The organism is Pseudomonas sp. LAMO17WK12:I1 (assembly GCF_900177315.1).
GTDB lineage: Bacteria > Pseudomonadota > Gammaproteobacteria > Pseudomonadales > Pseudomonadaceae > Aquipseudomonas > Aquipseudomonas marginalis.
Window position 1 is genome coordinate 332537 of the sequence record NZ_FWZV01000002.1, and the last position, 17888, is coordinate 350424.

General features: G+C 62.7%; 15 protein-coding genes. 10 read left to right on the forward strand and 5 right to left on the reverse strand.

Going from position 1 to position 17888, the window contains the following annotated elements:
* Positions 1-29: 29 nt before the first annotated feature.
* Positions 30-1448 (forward strand): type II secretion system ATPase GspE, encoded by a 1419-nt coding sequence (gspE, locus tag B9N88_RS04170; RefSeq protein WP_027603447.1) that lies wholly within the window; start codon positions 30-32, stop codon positions 1446-1448.
* A complete protein-coding gene (gene gspF, locus B9N88_RS04175; protein WP_027603448.1) occupies positions 1448-2659 on the forward strand; it encodes a type II secretion system inner membrane protein GspF in 1212 nt (403 codons plus the stop codon). The genes gspE and gspF overlap by 1 nt, the downstream gene beginning before the upstream one ends.
* Before the next feature lie 57 nt (positions 2660-2716).
* Here gspF and B9N88_RS04180 read toward each other — a convergent pair whose 3' ends face one another.
* Positions 2717-3859, reverse strand: a complete 1143-nt coding sequence (locus B9N88_RS04180; RefSeq protein ID WP_027603449.1) for a pectate lyase family protein — start codon at positions 3857-3859, stop codon at positions 2717-2719.
* A gap of 252 nt (positions 3860-4111) precedes the next feature.
* On the opposite strand from B9N88_RS04180, the gene B9N88_RS04185 reads away from it, so the two are divergent.
* The 4 genes from B9N88_RS04185 (at position 4112) to B9N88_RS04200 (ending at position 8494) form a co-directional block, all read left to right on the forward strand.
* Positions 4112-5374 (forward strand): serine hydrolase domain-containing protein, encoded by a 1263-nt coding sequence (locus B9N88_RS04185; protein WP_027603450.1) that lies wholly within the window; start codon positions 4112-4114, stop codon positions 5372-5374.
* Positions 5375-5490: 116 nt separating this feature from the next.
* Positions 5491-6828 carry an alginate export family protein gene (locus B9N88_RS04190; protein ID WP_027603451.1) on the forward strand — a complete coding sequence of 446 codons (1338 nt, stop codon included), beginning with the start codon at positions 5491-5493 and terminating at the stop codon, positions 6826-6828.
* 40 nt (positions 6829-6868) lie between these two features.
* A complete protein-coding gene (locus tag B9N88_RS04195) occupies positions 6869-7972 on the forward strand; it encodes a polyamine ABC transporter substrate-binding protein (protein WP_027603452.1) in 1104 nt (367 codons plus the stop codon).
* A 42-nt stretch (positions 7973-8014) separates the two neighbouring features.
* The gene (locus B9N88_RS04200) at positions 8015-8494 is read left to right on the forward strand and encodes a DUF3237 domain-containing protein (protein ID WP_027603453.1); all 480 of its coding nucleotides are present in this window, start codon (positions 8015-8017) and stop codon (positions 8492-8494) included.
* Between the two features lie 19 nt (positions 8495-8513).
* Here B9N88_RS04200 and B9N88_RS04205 read toward each other — a convergent pair whose 3' ends face one another.
* Positions 8514-9125 (reverse strand): TetR/AcrR family transcriptional regulator, encoded by a 612-nt coding sequence (locus tag B9N88_RS04205; RefSeq protein WP_027603454.1) that lies wholly within the window; start codon positions 9123-9125, stop codon positions 8514-8516.
* A 98-nt stretch (positions 9126-9223) separates the two neighbouring features.
* Positions 9224-10981 carry a sigma-54-dependent Fis family transcriptional regulator gene (locus B9N88_RS04210; protein WP_027603455.1) on the reverse strand — a complete coding sequence of 586 codons (1758 nt, stop codon included), beginning with the start codon at positions 10979-10981 and terminating at the stop codon, positions 9224-9226.
* Between the two features lie 270 nt (positions 10982-11251).
* Between B9N88_RS04210 and B9N88_RS04215 the strand changes: the two genes are divergently transcribed.
* The 3 genes from B9N88_RS04215 to B9N88_RS04225 all read left to right on the forward strand — a co-directional run bounded on the left by B9N88_RS04215 (position 11252) and on the right by B9N88_RS04225 (position 14561).
* On the forward strand, positions 11252-12727 hold the full coding sequence (locus B9N88_RS04215; RefSeq protein ID WP_027603456.1) for a benzaldehyde dehydrogenase: 1476 nt from the start codon (positions 11252-11254) through the stop codon (positions 12725-12727).
* A 37-nt stretch (positions 12728-12764) separates the two neighbouring features.
* Positions 12765-13532: a coniferyl-alcohol dehydrogenase gene (locus tag B9N88_RS04220; RefSeq protein WP_027603457.1), complete on the forward strand. Its 768-nt coding sequence runs from the start codon at positions 12765-12767 to the stop codon at positions 13530-13532.
* Positions 13533-13613: 81 nt separating this feature from the next.
* On the forward strand, positions 13614-14561 hold the full coding sequence (locus B9N88_RS04225) for a SphA family protein (RefSeq protein ID WP_027603458.1): 948 nt from the start codon (positions 13614-13616) through the stop codon (positions 14559-14561).
* Here B9N88_RS04225 and mhpT read toward each other — a convergent pair.
* Positions 14539-15747 (reverse strand): 3-(3-hydroxy-phenyl)propionate transporter MhpT, encoded by a 1209-nt coding sequence (mhpT, locus tag B9N88_RS04230; RefSeq protein WP_027603459.1) that lies wholly within the window; start codon positions 15745-15747, stop codon positions 14539-14541. The two genes, B9N88_RS04225 and mhpT, sit on opposite strands and share 23 nt — an antisense overlap.
* Before the next feature lie 308 nt (positions 15748-16055).
* Between mhpT and B9N88_RS04235 the strand changes: the two genes are divergently transcribed.
* Entirely contained in the window at positions 16056-17381 is a 1326-nt protein-coding gene (locus tag B9N88_RS04235) for an OprD family porin (protein ID WP_027603460.1), read from the forward strand.
* Positions 17382-17386: 5 nt separating this feature from the next.
* Here B9N88_RS04235 and B9N88_RS04240 read toward each other — a convergent pair whose 3' ends face one another.
* A complete protein-coding gene (locus tag B9N88_RS04240; RefSeq protein ID WP_027603461.1) occupies positions 17387-17875 on the reverse strand; it encodes a MarR family winged helix-turn-helix transcriptional regulator in 489 nt (162 codons plus the stop codon).
* Positions 17876-17888: the final 13 nt, after the last annotated feature.

Below are 17888 nucleotides of genomic sequence, written 5' to 3' on the forward strand. Positions count from 1 at the left end.
CCAAATCTGTATTCCTGTGGGAGAGGGGTATGAGCCTGCTGCCCTACGCCTGGGCCAAATCCCAACGCATCCTCCTGCGTCCGGGCGACGACGGCATGCTGCTCACCGTCTGCCCCTCCACCCCCGGTTGGTCCATCAGCGAAGTACGGCGCCAGTTCGGCCAGGCCCACCTCGAGCAGGTACGCGACGATGAACTCGACGGCCTCCTCGCCAGCGCTTATGCCGATACGGGCAGCGCCGCCGCCGTGGTGGGCGCGGCGGAAAACGAGGTCGACCTCGACCGCCTGATGCAGGACATGCCCGAGATCACCGACCTGCTCGACACCCAGGACGGCGCGCCGGTGATCCGTATGATCAACGCCTTGCTCACCCAGGCCGCGCGGGACGAGGCCAGTGATATCCATATCGAGCCCTATGAAACCCACTCCGTGGTGCGCTACCGCGTCGACGGCACCCTGCGGGATGTGGTGTCGCCGCGCAAGGCGCTGCATGGTGCGCTGGTGTCGCGGATCAAGATCATGGCCCAGCTCGACATCGCCGAAAAACGCTTGCCCCAGGACGGTCGTATCGCCCTGCGCGTGGCCGGGCGGCCGATTGATATTCGTGTGTCGACCGTGCCCACCGGGCATGGCGAACGGGTGGTGATGCGCTTGCTCGACAAGCAGGCCGGGCGGCTGCAACTGGAGACCCTGGGCATGGAGCCGCAGCTGCTGGCGCGCCTCGACACCTTGATCCGCCAGCCCCATGGCATCGTGCTGGTCACCGGGCCTACGGGCAGCGGCAAGACCACCAGCCTGTACGCCGCGCTGGCGCGGCTGGATGCGAGCACCAGCAATATCCTCACCGTGGAGGACCCGGTGGAATACGACCTGCCGGGCATCAGCCAGATCCAGGTCAACGCCAAGATCGATATGACTTTCGGCCTGGCCCTGCGGGCGATCCTGCGCCAGGACCCGGACATCATCATGATCGGTGAAATCCGCGACCTGGAGACCGCGCAAATCGCGGTGCAGGCCTCGCTCACCGGGCATTTGGTACTCGCTACGTTGCACACCAACGACGCGGTATCCGCCGTCAATCGCCTGCTGGACATGGGCGTCGAGCCGTTTTTGCTGGCGTCTTCAATGCTTGGGGTTCTGGCGCAACGCCTTGTGCGTCGTCTCTGCCCGCAATGCAAGGAAGAAGACCCGGCCAGCCCGGGCACCTGGCGTCCACTGGGGTGTTTGGCGTGTAACCACACCGGCTATAGCGGTCGCACCGGCATTCATGAACTGTTCTGCATTGACGACGCGATTCGCGCGCTGATTCACCAGGGCGCCGGTGAGCAGGCGCTCAGGGCCGCAGCTCGCAGCGCCGGTATGTGCAGCATGCGTGAGGATGGCGAACGCTGGGTCAACAGCGGCGTGACGGCACCCGAAGAAGTGCTCCGCGTGACACGGGACGCCTGATGAATCGCTACCGTTTCGAAGCCGCCGACGCCATGGGCAAGATCGAGAGCGGACACCTGGAAGCCGACAGTCAGCGCGAGGCGTTCGGGATTCTGCGCCGGCGTGGCTTGACGGCCTTGTCGGTGCACCTTGAGCAAAATACGGCCTCGGGGGCTGGCGCGGGCCTGTTCAGCGCCAAGCTGTCGGACAACGACCTGGCCTGGGCCACGCGGCAACTGGCGAGCCTGCTCAGCGCCAGCCTGCCACTGGAGGCCGCGTTGAGTGCCACGGTGGAACAAGCCGAGCGCAAACACATCGTCCAGGCCCTGAGTGCGGTGCGTGCTGATGTACGCAGCGGCATGCGCCTGGCGGATGCCTTGGCCGCGCGGCCACGGGACTTTCCGGAGATCTACCGCGCGCTGATTGCGGCGGGAGAGGAGTCCGGCGACCTCGCCCAGGTGATGGAGCGGTTGGCCGACTACATCGAAGAACGCAATAACCTGCGCAGTAAAATCCTCACCGCGTTTATCTATCCTGGAGTGGTAGGGCTGGTCTCGATCGCCATCGTGATCTTCCTGCTCAGCTACGTGGTGCCCCAGGTGGTCAGTGCGTTTTCCCAGGCGCGCCAGGACTTGCCCGGGCTGACATTGGCGATGCTCAATGCCAGTGATTTCATTCGCGGTTGGGGTTGGCTGTGCCTCAGTGCTTTGATCGCGGGTTTCTGGGGCTGGCGTGTGTACCTGCGCAACCCGCTGGCGCGTCTGGGTTGGCATCGTCGCGTGTTGCGCCTGCCGCTGATCGGGCGTTTTGTACTCGGGCTCAATACCGCACGGTTTGCCTCGACCCTGGCGATTCTCGGCGGCGCCGGGGTGCCGCTGTTGCGTGCACTGGAAGCGGCACGCCAGACCTTGTCCAACGACTGCCTGAGCCAGTGCGTCAACGACGCCACTGCCAAGGTGCGCGAAGGCGTCAGCCTGGCCACGGCGCTGGCGGCGGAAAAAGTATTTCCGCCCCTGCTGATCCACCTGATAGCCAGCGGCGAAAAGACCGGCTCGCTGCCGCCTATGCTCGATCGCGCCGCGCAGACACTGTCCCGCGATATCGAGCGCCGGGCGATGGGCATGACCGCACTGCTGGAGCCACTGATGATCGTGGTGATGGGCGCGGTGGTGCTGGTGATCGTGATGGCGGTGCTGTTGCCGATCATCGAGATCAACCAACTGGTGCAATAGCTGCACAAAAAAGCCCTCGTCACCGAGGGCTTTTCATTTCACAGATGACAGTGCTGCTTAGAGCTTACCGGCGCCGGCCTTGGCCTTGACGTCGGCGGCGACCTTATCGGCAGCCAGCGGAGTGTAGCTGTACGGTGGGGTCCAGCCGATGCTCGAACTCCACGAGCAGCTCAATGCGCTGCCGTTGAGGGTCGAGCCGGTGTCGCGGTAGACGCTGCCACCGTAGTCGCCGGCGATCTTGTCGCAACCGCTGATACCGGCGATCTCAAAGGCGTTACGCTCGGAGAAGATCTTCGAGTTCTTGCCCACACCGTGAGCGTACGAGAACGGGTACACCTTATGGCTGGTGCTGCCCACATGGTAGTTGTTGTACAGATGCACCTGGCCGAAACGCACGCGCGGCGCACGGGCAGAGATATTCTCAAACAGGCTGTTGTGGATGGTGACCTTGAGCTTGCCGTCATCGGTGGTGCGGCTGTCGCTGGAACCGATCAGGTTGTTCTTCTCGTGCGACTTGAACGCCGAGTACGAGATGGTCACGTAGTTGGCGCCGTTTTTAACATCCAGCGCGCCGTCGTGATGCTGCTTCGGACGGCCGTTGGCACTGCCGTTCTGGTCATCGGTACGGCGGCCATCGGTGAAGGTCACGTGATCGACCCACACGTTGTTGGCGCCCTCGATGGTCAGGCCATCGTATTCCGAGTTCCAGTTGCCGGCGCTGCCGTCCGTGGGGTCCCACTTCGGCTCGGGATCCCACGGGTTTTCGATGGTGATGTTGCGGATGATGACGTCGTTTTCCTTGGCATAGAAGAAACCCTCACGGATCTCGGCATTGCTGGTGGTACCGACGATGGTGGTTTTGCCAGGAATATCCAGGCGACCGCGTACCTTCATATCAGCAGTCGTCGTATAAGCCTTGCCTTCGCTGATATCGATGATGCCGGTGATTTTGATGATACGGCCGTTGGTGCCCACCGAAGCGCTCAGTGCGGTTTTCAGCTCAGCCGCGTTTTTTGCCGTGTAGATATTATTCGCCGCAGCTCGCGAGCCGCCCTTGGTGCCGCCGTTCTGAGTGGCCCAACCGGTGGTGGCCGAATCCAGCCAGATGTCCGCGGCATGCGCAGGAACGCTGGAAAACAGCAGGGCACCGATAACGGCACTGGCCAGTTTGGAGGCAGTGAAGGTTGAGGGTTTTGTCATGAGTAATCAGATCCTTGATTAACTTGAGTGTTTAAACGCGCACAGGCATGCGCGTTTCTCGAGCGGACGTCCTTGCCACTGGTGCAGCGAATCGAACGTCCGCTGCATGAGAAATCCTATCATATGGAATTGCGTTGTCGTACAACTGATTTCAAGGTTAGCGAGTAAAAAGTTTTATTGACTAAAATAAAATATCGGATAATTATTCCTGTGCATCTGCTCTCATGCAGAGTCATCTTCAGGGTTATCCCGATGAGTGTTAAAACCCCGTCTGTACTGGCGACTCTTTACGTCGAGGCCAATGAATCGTCACCGGCAGCGCGCGTGGCTCCTGTCCTGATGCAGGGCTTCCCGGCCGAGCCGAAACACCGAGTAACGTGGCACAACTGGATGCGCGCGCCCTTCAGCCAGTGGGGGTTCCGTCATCTGGCGCGGTTGCGTCCCACGATTGATGTGGCGGCGGGTTCAAGGCCTGCCGCTCAGCTCAAGGAAGCGCCCACAGCGCTGGACCAACTGTGTTTTGACAGCGAATGCGGGCTCAGCATCAGCGTGATCGAACACCTTGTTGCCAGCCAGACCGACGCCTTTTTGGTGATGCAGGGCGACACGGTGTTGTTCGAGCGCTACTTCAACGGCCAGCGCGCGGATGACCGGCACATCATGTTCTCGGTGACCAAGTCGCTGATCGGCACCCTCGGCGAACAACTGGTTTCCAACGGCCTGCTCAAGCCCGAGCTGTCTGCCGCGTACTACGTGCCTGAGCTGGTGGGCAGTGCGTTTGGCGATGCCACCGTGCGCCAGTTGTTCGATATGGCCGTGGGCATCGACTACAACGAGGTGTATGACGATCCCGCCTCCGAGAGTTCGCAGTACGGTTATGCCTGCGGTTTCCAGCCGGCACCGGCGCCATACGCCCAGTTTGAATCGCTGTACCAATACCTGCCGTCACTGAAAAAACGTGGCGCACACGGCGGCTTTTTCCATTACGTGACCGCCACCACCGAAGTCCTGGCATGGGTCATGGAACGGGCCTCGGGCCAGGCGTGCAGTCAGATGCTGGAACAGATCTGGGGGCGCTTGGGCTGCGAGCGCGACGGTTATTTCATGGCCGATCCCTGGGGCCGTAACGTTGCCGGGGCGGGCTTCAGTGCCACCTTGAGAGACATGGCGCGCTTCGGTCGCCTGCTCGCCAACGACGGTCGCCAGGACGGGGTCGAGCTGTTGTCGCCCGAGACCGTAGCGCGTATCGCCGCCGGTTCTGATCCGGCGATCTACGCGCAAAATGCCGAGTTCTCCAGCTGGACGCCGGGTGCGTCCTATCGCAGCCAGTGGTACGTGTTCAACGACCACAGCCAAGCCCTGATGGCCGGAGGGATCCACGGCCAATACCTGTTCATCGACAAGCCGTCGGGTGTGGTGATCGTCAAGCAATCGTCACTCACCGATGCGGTCAGCCCGTTCGATACCGACAGCGTGCGCATGCTGCGCGCGATCGCCGCCCACCTGAGTCGCTGATCCACGCCAAACAATAAGAGTCTTGCGTTCTATTCACCTGGCTTGCCCAGGTGTTGGCGGCGCCCTGCGTCGCCATTGACTGCCCTGTAACAACAATAATTCCACAGGAGCTTCTTATGGTTTTCACCAAGCGTTTCTCTCGAGCGCTGTTAGCGCTCGGCTTACCCTTGACCACCCACGTCGCGTTGGCGGGCTACACCTTTGAGGACGGCGATCTCAAGGGTGAAGTCAATCTTACCGTGGGCGGGGCGACGCTGTTTACCCGTGGCGTCAACTTCGGCAGCGGCCAGGTCGATGCACGCAGCGGCAAGAACGGCGGCGCCCGCATCAACTGGCAAGAGGTCTACGTAAAGCCGGGGGTCAAGCTCGAGTATGCGTTGCAACCGGATTTCAGCCTGCTGGCCGGCGGTTCCCTGGTGGCGGCGAGCACCTTCGGCGATGGCGATGCGGGAGGCTTCACCCGCAGCTCCGACGGCAAGGTCGCAGCCGAAGAACTCTACGGCGGTTTTCGCGCCGGCGAGTGGAAGTTCACCGCCGGCCGCCAGAACTACATGATCGGTACGGGGTTCATCGTCATGGACGGTAACCTCGACCAGTACAAAGACGGCGCCTACTGGCTCGGCCCGCGAACCGCCTTCAAGGATTCAGCGATCCTGGCCTGGGACCATGGCGCGCTGAAGTCCCAGGTATTCACCCTGCGCACCGATGATGACCTGGGCGATTTCCGCATGACCGGCGTCAACCTCGACTACAACCTCGATGACCAGGTGACGCTCGGTGCCATGGCCATGAAGGTCAATGCCCTTGGCCCCAAAGGCAGCACGCTGCCGCGCCGTCGGGACGGGATGCAGGTGTACAACGTCAGGGCGCTCAACGCCAAGGTGCCCGGCGTCCAGGCGCTGACCCTGAATGCCGAGTACGCGCTGGAGCGCGGCAGCGGCGAGGGTGTCGACTACGATGCCAACGCCTGGTACGCCCAGGCCGACTACGCCTTCAGCACCGTGCCGCTGACACCGATCCTCGGCTATCGCTACGCGAGCTTTTCCGGCGACGACAACCTCACCGACAACCGCCAGAAAGCCTGGGATTCACTGAGCAAGGGCTTCGTTGACTGGAGCACCTGGCTGGTCGGGGATGTGGTCGGCAACTACCTGCTGTTCAACAGCAACGAAAACGTCCAGCAGTTCTCCCTCAAGACCCACCTCAACGACACCCTGACCCTCGGCGCGATTCACTACCAGTTCTGGCTGGACGAGAAAAACTACATGGGCGCACCGGTCAGCGATCGGCGCTTTGCTGACGAAAGTGTGGTTTTCCTCGACTGGACACCCACGCCGTCGTTCTATACGTCCCTGTCCTACAACTGGGTCAAGCCACTGGCCGCCGCCAAACAGGTGTTCGGTAACGACCAGATGTTCAGTGCGCTGGAACTGTATTTCACCTACCGCTATTAAGTGCTGCGAGCCATCGCGGCCGCGCTGGAGTGTTTTGATCATGAACAGATTTTTGCGTAACACCGTGCTGGGCACTGTCGCCTCGTTGCTCATCAGTGGTTTTTGCCTGGCTGAAGAACGCACCGTACGGATCTACAACTGGATCGAATACCTGCCACCCGAAGTGCTCAAGAGTTTCCAGGAAGAAACCGGCATTCGCCCGATTTACGATGTGTTCGACAGTGCCGAAACCATGGAGTCCAAGCTGCTGACGGGCAACTCAGGGTATGACGTGGTGTTTCCCGGCACCGCCAACCTGGGGCACTTGATCACGGCCGGGGCCGTGCAGCCGCTGGACCGCCAGCAGTTGCCGAACTGGCAGCACCTGGACCCGCAGTTCATGCAATCCCTGGAAGCCGTGGGTGACACCGGCAACCGCTACGCCGTGCCTTACCTATGGGGCACCACATTGATCGGCTACAACGTCGACAAGGTACGCAAGGCCCTGGGCCCCGACGTGCAGATGAACAGCTGGGACATCATCTTCAAGGAAGAAAACCTCGCCAAGCTCGCCAGTTGTGGCGTGGGTTTCCTCGACGCCGGCAACGAGATCCTGCCGATTGCCCTGCACTACAAGGGCCTCGACCCCAATAGCCAGAAGCGTGAAGACTATGTGCAAGCCCAGGCCGTGATGATGAAGATTCGCCCTTACGTCACTTACTTCAACTCGTCGCGCTACGGCATGGACCTGGCCAACGGTGATATCTGTGTGGGCGTGGGCTGGTCCGGCGGTGTTGCATTGGCCACGCGACTGGCAGATGCCGCCGGCAAGGGCGTCAAGGTCGAGATGGCACTGCCCAAGGAAGGCGCGCCGATGTGGGCGGACGTGATGATGATCCCGGCCAAGGCACCCGATCTGGCGGAGGCCCATGCGTTCATCAATTACATCCTGCGCCCGGACGTGATTGCGCGCATCAGCAACAAGATCGGCTACCCCAACCCGAACAAGGACGCCACTGCGCTGGTGGACGCCAGCATCCGCAACGACCCCAACATGTATGTGCCGGAGGAAGCGCGCAAGACCCTGTTCGCCCTGGAACCGATTCCGGCCGCCGTGGAGCGCATCCGTACCCGCACCTGGACGGCCATCAAGAGCAACCGCTGATCAGTGTGGCCCGGTGCGTGCGCGCCGGGCCTGGAGCTTGCCATGACTGAACGGATGGACATTGCCCCCAACTTGCAGCGGGTGCTGACCCTGCGCGTCGCGATAGGGCCGGGTGTGACCCTGGGCGACAGCGTTGAAGGCCTGCGCTGCAACTACCCGATTATGGGCGGGGACTTCGATGGGGTCGGCATCAGCGGCCAGGTCCTGGCGGGCGGAGACGATTGTTTTGTTTTGCGCCCGGATGGCATCGGTCAACTGGATGCCCGCTACAGCCTGAGGACCGACGAAGGCGAGGTGATCAACATCCGTAACCGCGGCGTATTGACCATGACTGAGTACGGGCGCCAGCTGGAGCGCGACGGTCAATGGCCGATTCCTGAGACGGAGTACCGCTGCACCTGCACCCCGCTGTTTCAGGTGCCTAAGGGGCGGCTGGACTGGCTCACCCGTTCAAGTTTTATCGGCCTGGTGCATTACCCGGGCGCCGACCAGGTGGTGATTCGTTGCTATCGCTTTTACTGAGGCCCGGCCCTGGAAGCTGTCAGGCCTGCATGCCGTAGAACAGCAGCTCGGTGATGCGCCGTACCTGCGTCGAGTGCGCGTCGATATCCGGCTGTTCCTGGTTCACCAGCCTGAACAGTTGCAGGTGCGAATAGTCGTTCAACAGGAACGCGGCCAACTCCACATCGAGTTGCGGGCGCAGCTTGCCGGCCCGTTGCAGTTCCCGCAGCAGTTCGCTGATTTCCGCCCTGAGCGCATCGTTCATGGCGCGATAACCGGCCGGCAGTTCATTGCTGCCGCCGAACAGGATCAGCGGCAGCAGTTCACGCCACAGGCTGGGGTGCATGACTTCCAGGGCATAGCCGGTGAGCAGGCTTTCCAGGTGGCACAGCGCTTCGACCGGATCGTCCATTGTGTGGATCTCGCGGCGGGTGTCACTGATTGCGCGCTGATCGGCGTGATGCAGGATTTCCAGGATGATTTCCTGCTTGTTGCCGAAGTACTTGAACACCGTCGGCGGCGACACCCCGGCCTGGCTGGCGATCTGTTCGATGGTGGTGTTCTGGAAACCCTGGCGTTCAAACAGCTCGATCGCGGCCTGGCTGATAGCTTGCCGGCGTTCGGCTTTCTGACGTTCACGCAGTCCGCTCACAGGAGATCCTTGTCACGAGTAAAAAGAGGGGCGCTTATCGCCCCGGTATCCCTGCAAAATACTTAATTGGGTAAAGCTTTTAAAGCACTAATTGGCATTCAAGGGATTTGCCGCTGATGCTTCTTCAACCGGTAGGCAAATTGAGCGCGGCTGAGCCCCACAAGCCTGGCAGCGGCGGCCAGGTTGCCGGCGTTGCGTTGCAGGGCTTCGTTGAGCAGGCGCGATTCAAGGCCTTCGATGGAAAACCCCGGTTCCAGTTGGCCAAGGGTGTCGAACAGTGCCAGGCACGGCGGCGGTGCGCTGTTGGACAGGCTGCCGTGGTCGTCCAGGCCGTAGGGATCGGCCGGCATCGGTTCGTTGCGAAACAGGTGCACCAGGTCGATGGGTTGGCCTTCGTCACTGGCGATCAGGCCGCGTTCGATCAGGTTTTGCAGTTCGCGCACATTGCCCGCGAAGTCATAGCGCAGCAACACCTTCAGGGCGCGCATGGTCAGGCCCGCCGGCGTTCGCGCGTATTCCTGGCAGAAGCGCGTGAGGAACGCATTGATCAACAGCGGGATGTCGTCCCGGCGTTCGCGCAGCGGGGGCAGGGCGATGGGGTAGACATTCAGGCGGTAGAACAGGTCTTCACGAAAGCTGCCGTCAGCCACGGCTTTACGCAGGTCGATATTGGTGGCGGCCACCACGCGCACATCCACCTTGATCCCGCGCACCCCGCCGACCCTTTCGATTTCCCGTTCCTGCAAGGCTCGCAGCAACTTGCTTTGCCCGGCCAGGCTGAGGCTGGTGATTTCATCCAGAAACAGCGTGCCGCCCTGGGCCCGTTCGAAACGTCCAGGCCGCGAGTGCGTCGCGCCGGTATAGGCGCCGCGTTCGACACCGAACAGTTCGGCCTCGATCAGGTTGTCCGGAATGGCGGCGCAATTGAGCGCCACGAACGGGCTGTCCTGGCGGCGGCTGAGCTGGTGCAACTGGCGCGCAAACATCTCCTTGCCGACCCCGGACTCGCCGCTGATCAACACCGTTGCCGGGGTCAGTGCGACACGTTGCAGGGCTTGTGTCGCGGCGTTGAAGGCCGCACTCGCACCCACCAGTGTTTGCGGCGGGTTGGCCCTGGCACTGTGGTTCACCGGGTGGTCGGGCGTGGGCGCGACCGTGGCGTTGGTGACGGCCTGGGACACATTCAGGTAGCGCAGGTCCTGCTCGACGTCACCCCATTGCTCCGCGGTCTTGCCGATCACCCGGCAACAGCGGTGGCCCATGCCCCGGCATTCCACCTCGCGGAAAATCACCATTTGCCCGAACAGGCCACTGACAAAACCGATGGCATAGCCGGTTTCAGTCCAGCACACCGGGTCCTGGCCGATGCCGTAGGCACCCACGTGTTCATCGGCCTCGCAGGAGTGGTGCCAGAGGAACTCGCCTTCATAGAACCCCGAGTCGGCATCGAACTTGAAGTGCAGCGGTTCGACCTTGGTCATGCCTTCCAGGGTGTGCAGGTGGGTCCCGGCGCGAAACACGGCGGCGGCATCGGCCTGTGGCCAGCGCTCGCGGATCAACCGCGCGTCCCGCGCGCCGGAGACATAACCGGTGCGGGTGAACAGGCCACGCGCCTGCTCCAGCCCCAGGCGTTCGATGACCTCCGCGCGCAGGGCACCGAACGACGAACCGTGCAGCAACACCATGCGTTGATCGTTGAGCCAGATACGCCCGTCTTCGGGCGAGAAGAACAGGCAATCGGTCAGTTCCGCCGGGGTGGGCGAACTGCTCTCACTGAGTTGGCGGCTGTCGCCGCGCGGATGGTAGGGCGCGCTGGCCACCCGGTCGTCGGGCAGCGCGCTGTGGGGATTAGTCATTGTTATGCCCCTGCAAAGCGAGTGATCGATATGAGTAACTGCTCAGATAGTTATTAAACATAACCTTATCAATTGAACAAGTGGCGGTGCCGCGGTTTTTGCAGCCGATGGGGCGGTGAGGCGTGGGCGCCCCGTGGCAGGCCTCGTCCCAGAGCCCTCGGTCCTTTATGTCTGCGTCGTTGGGTGCAAGCGGCACAGCCTTTGCTCAAGGCTTGATGCGGCGTTTGCACCCTGTGCAGGCGATGACAATTACAAGAACCGGGAGTTGCCATGTCAGTACCTGAAACCACCCACTTGCTACAGCGGGCCATTGCGTCCGAATGCCTGTTCAACGGCGATTGGATACCTGCCTCGGGGTCCGTGATCGCGGTGATCGAACCCGCCACCGGCGAACCCCTGATGCGCTGTGCCATGGCCAACCCGGCCGACATCGCCGTCGCCTGCCGCAGCGCGGCCCTGGCGCAGCCGGCCTGGGCAGCACTCGGCCCACGGGAGCGCGCCGAGGTGTTTCGCAAGGCGGCGGACCTGGCCCAGCAGTCCTTTGCCGAACTGGCGCTGTACGTCGCGCGGGAAACCGGCGGCGCGTTGTTCAAGGGCGAGCACGAAGTGCGCGAGGCGATTGTGCTGCTGCATCAGGCGGCGGGGCTGTTGTCCCAACCTCACGGGCTGGTGCTGCCCAGTGCGGCAGGTCGCCTGTCCTATGCCCGGCGTCAGCCCCATGGCGTGGTCGGGGTGATTTCACCGTTCAATTTTCCGCTGGTGCTCTCACTGCGCTCGGTGGCCCCGGCCCTGGCGGCGGGCAATGCGGTGGTGCTCAAGCCCGACCCGCAGACCCCGGTCAGCGGTGGTTTTCTGATCGCCCGGCTGTTCGAAGAGGCGGGCTTGCCCAAGGGCCTGCTGCAGGTATTGCCCGGTGCCGCGCCGGCGGGTGAGGCGCTGTGCCGCGATCCGAATGTGCAGATGATTGCGTTCACCGGGTCGACGGCGGCGGGGCGCAAAGTCGCCGAAGTGGCCGGACGACACCTGAAAAAAGTCGCGCTGGAACTGGGCGGCAAGAACCCGCTGATCATTCTCGAAGACGCCGACCTCGACCTGGCCGCGAGCAATGCCGCCTGGGGCGCCTGGCTGCACCAGGGGCAAATCTGCATGGCCACCGGCTTGATTCTCGCCCATGAATCCATCGCCGAACGCCTCACGCGCAAGTTGGTGGACAAGGCTCGGGCGTTGACCGTGGGCAATGCCGCCCGCGGTGAAGCCGCGCTCGGCCCGTTGATCAACCAACGGCAATTGCAGCGCGTGCACGAGATCGTCAGCGACAGCCTGCAAGCGGGCGCACGGTTGGAGGCGGGTGGCGAATACGACCAATTGTTCTACCAGCCCACCGTGCTCAGCGGTGTGCGGCCAGGCATGCGCGCGTTTGAGGATGAAATCTTCGGGCCGGTGGCCACGGTGGTCAGTTTTGCCACCGACGAGGAGGCCATCGAGCTGGCCAACCGCACCGAGTACGGCCTCTCGGCCGCGATCATCTCGCCTTCGGTCGGGCGTGCCATGGCCATCGGCGAGCGGCTTGACTGCGGCCTGCTGCACATCAATGACCAGACCGTCGCCGACGAATGCATCAACCCCTTTGGTGGGCGCGGCGCTTCCGGTAATGGCGGCAGCGTAGGCGGGCCGGCCGACTGGGACGAGTACAGCCAGTGGCAGTGGGTCACGGTGAAGAACACTGCACCTGCCTATCCGTTTTGATCCACCTATGCCTATACAAAAACAAGAGGGCTTGAACATGAACCTGCACAACAAAACCCTGGTCGTCACCGGCGTCGCCTCCGGCATTGGCGCCGAGCTGGCGCGGCTCGCGCGCTTCCAGGGCGCCACGGTGATCGGCGTTGATCGCCATGCACCGCAACTGACCCTGGATGGCTTCTTCCAGGCTGACCTGGGCGATCCGGCCAGCATCGATGCCCTGGTGGCGCGCCTGCCGGCACGGGTCGACGGGCTGTGCAACATTGCCGGCGTGCCCGGTACCGCGCCCGTGCAAGCGGTGGCCACGGTCAACTACCTGGGGTTGCGGCACCTGACTCAAGCGCTGCTGCCACGCATGGCGGCGGGCGGCAGCATCGTCAATGTCGCTTCGGTGCTCGGTGCGCAGTGGCCGCAACGCCTGGAGCTGCACAAGGCCCTGGCCGCGACGCACAGCTTCGAGGCCGGGCAGCAGTGGCTGGCGGCCAATCCGGTGGAGCAGGCCAGCTGTTATCAGTACTTCAAGGAAGCGCTGATCGTGTGGAGCTTCCAGCAATCCCAAGGCTGGTTTCGCGATCACGCGGTGCGTATCAACTGCGTGGCGCCGGGGCCGGTGTTTACCCCGATTCTCGACGATTTTGTCAGCATGCTCGGGCCGGAGCGGGTGGCCGCGGACAGCCAGCGCATGACCCGTCCGGCCCTGGCCGATGAGGTGGCGGCGGTGATCGCCTTTCTTTGCTCCGACGCCGCGCGCTGGGTCAACGGGGTCAATCTGCCGGTGGACGGTGGGTTGGCGGCGACCTACGTGTAGGGGTTGCTACAGCGGTAAACCCCGGTGCGGATCCACCGTGCCGGGGGTCTTGAACAACAACAAAAATACAGGACATACAAGATGCTCAAGCCTATCTTGCGGACGGTTGCGGCCGGGACCTTTATCGCACTGTCATCGACTGCACATGCTTACGACTTGCCCGGCCTCAACCTGGGCAGCACCAGTTTCTACGACGGCTCACCGGCACCCGCTGGCCCGGGCTGGTACCTGGAGGAATACCTGACGTACTCCCGGGCCAGCCGTTTCAATGATGCCAACGGCCACAAGCTGGCACTGCCCAACCAGGACGTGGAAGTGGTGGCGCCTACCACACAGATCATCTACCTCGGCCAACCCTTGGCGAATGGCGCGATGCCCGGATTCACCCTGATCAACACCTCCCTGGCCCATGTGGATGTCGACGACGGGTTGAACAATGCGGCCCTGAGTTCTCGCGCCGGCTTTGGTGATGTGATTGTGGGGCCCTTCCTGCAACTGCCGACCCTGAGCCGCGCCGATGGCAGCCCGCTGTTGACCCAACGTATCGAAGCCGATATCTCGGTGCCGGTGGGCGCCTATGACCGCAAGCGCTCGATCAACCCAGGCAGCAACTTCTGGTCATTCAACCCGTATTACGCGGCGACGTACTGGTTCAGCCCGAAGTGGTCGACGAGCGGGCGGTTCATGTACCTGTGGAATGGCAAGAACGATGATCCGCAGGCAGGCTTCGGGGATGTTTCCGATACCCAGGCCGGGCAGGCGTTGCATGCCAACCTGACCCTGCAATATGCCGTGAGCCAGCAACTGAGCGTGGGGGTTAACGGCTACTGGTTGAAGCAGATCACCGACACCCAGGTCGATGGGCACGCCGTGAGCGGGCGTCGGGAGAAGGTCTGGGCCATCGGCCCAGGCCTGGTCTACGGGTTCAGCAAGGAAGACGTGCTATCGGTAAATGCCTACTTCGAGCAGCAGGCGGAGAACCGCACGCAGGGCAACAAACTGGTGCTCAATTGGCTGCATAAGTTCTAGTGGGCGCCGTACGCACCATCACGCTGATGATGGTCAGTGCGGCAATCACCACCCCGGGGGAGGTCGCCAGCAGTACCCCGGCGGTGCCGGCGCCGGCGGCGAGCAGTTGCCCGGCCGCCAGCGGCCCGGCCACCGAACCCAGGCGGCCGACGGCCACCGCGGCACCGACACCGGTGGCGCGTACCGAGGTCGGGTAGGAGGGCGGTGCCGATGCGTACAGCACCAACTGCGCGGCCATCACGAACAGGCCGGCGGCAAAACCGGCGATGGCCATGGGCACGATGCCCACCGACAACCCGACTCCGGCCAATGCCGCCAGCAACCCGGCATACACACCCAGCACCACTTTGACGGCATTGCAGCGGTCCAGCAGCACGCCGCCGAGCAGTGAGCCGAGGGCGCCGCCGATATTGAAGAGCATCTGCACCATGCCCGCCTGGGGTTTGCTGAAACCCTGCTCCAGCAACAGCGACGGCAGCCAGTTAAGCAGCATGTACATCACGGTCAGGGTGAAGAAATAGCTGAGCCACAACGCCAACGTGGTGCGGGCGCGACCTTCGCCGAACAGCGCCTGGCCGGTAGAAGGGCGGGCGCCGTGCGTAGTGTCGCGTTGTTGGCGAAAGGCGCTGGACTCCGGCAGCAGCAGGATCATCAACGGCACGGCGAGCAACGGCGCCAGGCCACCGATGATAAAGGTGGTCTGCCAGTGCTCACTGGAAAACATCGCCACCACCGCGGCCAATGCGCCACCCAGCGGCACCCCGCAGTACATCACGCTGATGGCCGTGCCCCGGTTGCGTTCGCTCACTGCTTCGGCGCACAGCGCGATCAGGTTGGGCAGTGCGGCGCCCAGGCCCAGGCCGGTGAGAAAGCGCACCAGCAACAGGCTGGCGTAGCTGTCGACAAACGCGGTGCTCAGGGAAAACAGCCCGAACAGCAGCACGGCACCCACCAGGATTTTCTTGCGCCCTATGCGGTCGGCGACCCAGCCGCCGAAGAACGCCCCCGGCAGCAGGCCGATGATGCCGACGCTGAACACCCAGCCGAGCATCTTCGGATCCAGGGCGAACGTTTGACGTAACCCGGCGGCGGCAGTGCCGGCGGCCTGCAGATCGAACCCTTCGATCAGCGCAACGATAAAGCACAACGCAATAGTCAGCGTCGAACGACGCGATGGACTGTCCATGGGCAAACCTCATTGTTGTTTTTGTTGTGGTGACGAGCGCGAGTGGCTGCTGGTGATTAAGATAACAAAGATAACTAAAAAATGAATCGTGGATTAATCCGCCCATAAAACATAAATAAATCCATGTAATTCATTGGCTTGCGATGTTGATTCATATGCAACTAAAAAATAGATAGCTTTATTAATGTTCGATTATCGCTCAGTTGCGGTTGACGGGCACCGCCGGCTGTTTCCATTCTTGGCTCGCGAAGCCGACCGGGCCGAGCGTGTGCCACCCCAAAAACAACAACAAAAAATGGACATCGAACATGCCAGAACTCCCTATGGAGCAAGCCGTTGCAGCGGCGCCCGTCGCCTGTGTGTCGAACAATACCCCACGCCTGCTCATGGCATGCCTGGCCTTGAGCGTGTTGCCCACTTCGCTATGGGCCGCAGGCTTTATCGACGACAGCCACGGCACCTTGACCTTGCGCAATTACTACCTGGACCGCGACTACAAGGACGACGGAGCGAAGACCGCCGCGCGGGAATGGGCCCAGGCGTTCATCCTCAACCTGGAATCGGGCTACACCCCGGGCCCGGTGGGCTTCGGCCTGGATGTGCGCGGGTTGATGGGGGTCAAGCTCGACTCGTCGCCGGACCGCAGCGGCACCGAGTTGCTGCCGGTATCGGCCAGCGACAAGCGCGCCGCCGATGAGTACTCGCGCCTGGCCCCGACTGCCAAGCTGCGGTTTGCGCAAACCACGGTGAAGGCCGGCGATGTGTCGATCTTCCTGCCGTTCGCCTTTGCCAGCCCGTCGCGCCTGTTGCCGCAAACCTTTCGCGGCACCACCTTGAGCTCCAAGGACATCGATGGCCTGACCTTCAACACCGGCTACATCGACCGCATCAACAAGCGCGACTCCACCGACTACCAGGCCATGACCATCGCTTCGCCCAACCGGCGTTTCAACGCCACCGCCACCACGTCGCACCTGGCGTATGTGGGCGGGGACTATCAGGTCAACAAAGACCTCAGCCTGCGCCTCTATCACTCCCAGGTCGCCGACCTCTACCAGCAGGACACCCTGGCGCTGTTGCACAACCTGCCGCTGGGCGATGGCGTGCTCACCAGCGACCTGCGCAGTTTTTTCAGCCGCGAGGATGGCAGTGCCAAGGCGGGCAAGGTGGATAACCGCAACCTCTCGGCGCTGTTCGGCTACCGCCTCGGCGGCCATCGCGTCAGCCTTGGCTACATGCACTCAAGCGGGGAGACGGCCACACCCTATATCTCCGGCACCGAGTTGATGGGCATGAGCGAGCTGACCATGAGCTCGGACTTTCTTAACGCCAAGGAGCGCACCTGGCAAGCCATCTATGACTACGACTTCGCCGCAGCGGGTGTGCCGGGGCTCAAGAGTCGGCTGCGCTATGTGCGCGGCGACAACATCGAACTGGCCGCTTTCAATGCCGAGGACCGCAAGGAGCGCGAGTTCCAGATGGAGTTGGGGTATGTGATCCAGGACGGCCCGCTGAAGAACGTCGGGTTCATGGCGCGCAAGTCGATCTACCGCAATGACTTCCCGAGCGGCGCGGCGTTTCGCGATGAAAACCAGACCCGTTTCCTGGTCCTCTACACCGTGGCGCTCTGGTAGGCCGCTCAGTCCTGATAGACCTTCTTCAGCAGGCGCAGCAGCTCTTCGCGTTCCTGGGCGTCAAGGGCGGCCGTGGCGTCCAGGTCACTCTGGGCGGCGATGGCCTTGAGTTCCTTGAGCAGGATTTCGCCGCTCTTGCTGAGGAAGATCCCGTAGGAGCGCTTGTCCGGCTTGCAGCGCACCCGCACGGCGAGGGCGCGGCTTTCCAGCTTGTTCAGCAACGGCACTACCTGGGGCGGCTCGATGGCCAGGGCGCGGGCCAGGTCGGCCTGCATCAGCCCGGGGTTCTGCTCGATGATCGCCAGGGCCGAGAACTGTGCAGGGCGCAGGTCGTGGTCCGACAGCCGGCCGATCAGGTTCTGGAACAGCTTGAGCTGGGCGCGGCGCATGGCGTAGCCGATCAGATCGTCCAGGGCTGAATCCAGCGGCGGCCGTACCTCGTCGTTGTCGGGCAGGGCCTGGCTGGCGGCGGCGATGGTGGAAGGCTTGGCCATTGGCAGTGCAATC

Bases quoted from the DNA above. Each gene is read 5' to 3' on its own strand.
- gspE (WP_027603447.1), top strand. From the start codon at position 30: ATGAGCCTGCTGCCCTACGCCTGGGCCAAATCCCAACGCATCCTCCTG.
- gspF (WP_027603448.1), top strand. From the start codon at position 1,448: ATGAATCGCTACCGTTTCGAAGCCGCCGACGCCATGGGCAAGATCGAG.
- B9N88_RS04180 (WP_027603449.1), bottom strand. From the start codon at position 3,859: ATGACAAAACCCTCAACCTTCACTGCCTCCAAACTGGCCAGTGCCGTT.
- B9N88_RS04185 (WP_027603450.1), top strand. From the start codon at position 4,112: ATGAGTGTTAAAACCCCGTCTGTACTGGCGACTCTTTACGTCGAGGCC.
- B9N88_RS04190 (WP_027603451.1), top strand. From the start codon at position 5,491: ATGGTTTTCACCAAGCGTTTCTCTCGAGCGCTGTTAGCGCTCGGCTTA.
- B9N88_RS04195 (WP_027603452.1), top strand. From the start codon at position 6,869: ATGAACAGATTTTTGCGTAACACCGTGCTGGGCACTGTCGCCTCGTTG.
- B9N88_RS04200 (WP_027603453.1), top strand. From the start codon at position 8,015: ATGACTGAACGGATGGACATTGCCCCCAACTTGCAGCGGGTGCTGACC.
- B9N88_RS04210 (WP_027603455.1), bottom strand. From the start codon at position 10,981: ATGACTAATCCCCACAGCGCGCTGCCCGACGACCGGGTGGCCAGCGCG.
- B9N88_RS04215 (WP_027603456.1), top strand. From the start codon at position 11,252: ATGTCAGTACCTGAAACCACCCACTTGCTACAGCGGGCCATTGCGTCC.
- B9N88_RS04220 (WP_027603457.1), top strand. From the start codon at position 12,765: ATGAACCTGCACAACAAAACCCTGGTCGTCACCGGCGTCGCCTCCGGC.
- B9N88_RS04225 (WP_027603458.1), top strand. From the start codon at position 13,614: ATGCTCAAGCCTATCTTGCGGACGGTTGCGGCCGGGACCTTTATCGCA.
- mhpT (WP_027603459.1), bottom strand. From the start codon at position 15,747: ATGGACAGTCCATCGCGTCGTTCGACGCTGACTATTGCGTTGTGCTTT.
- B9N88_RS04235 (WP_027603460.1), top strand. From the start codon at position 16,056: ATGCCAGAACTCCCTATGGAGCAAGCCGTTGCAGCGGCGCCCGTCGCC.
- B9N88_RS04240 (WP_027603461.1), bottom strand. From the start codon at position 17,875: ATGGCCAAGCCTTCCACCATCGCCGCCGCCAGCCAGGCCCTGCCCGAC.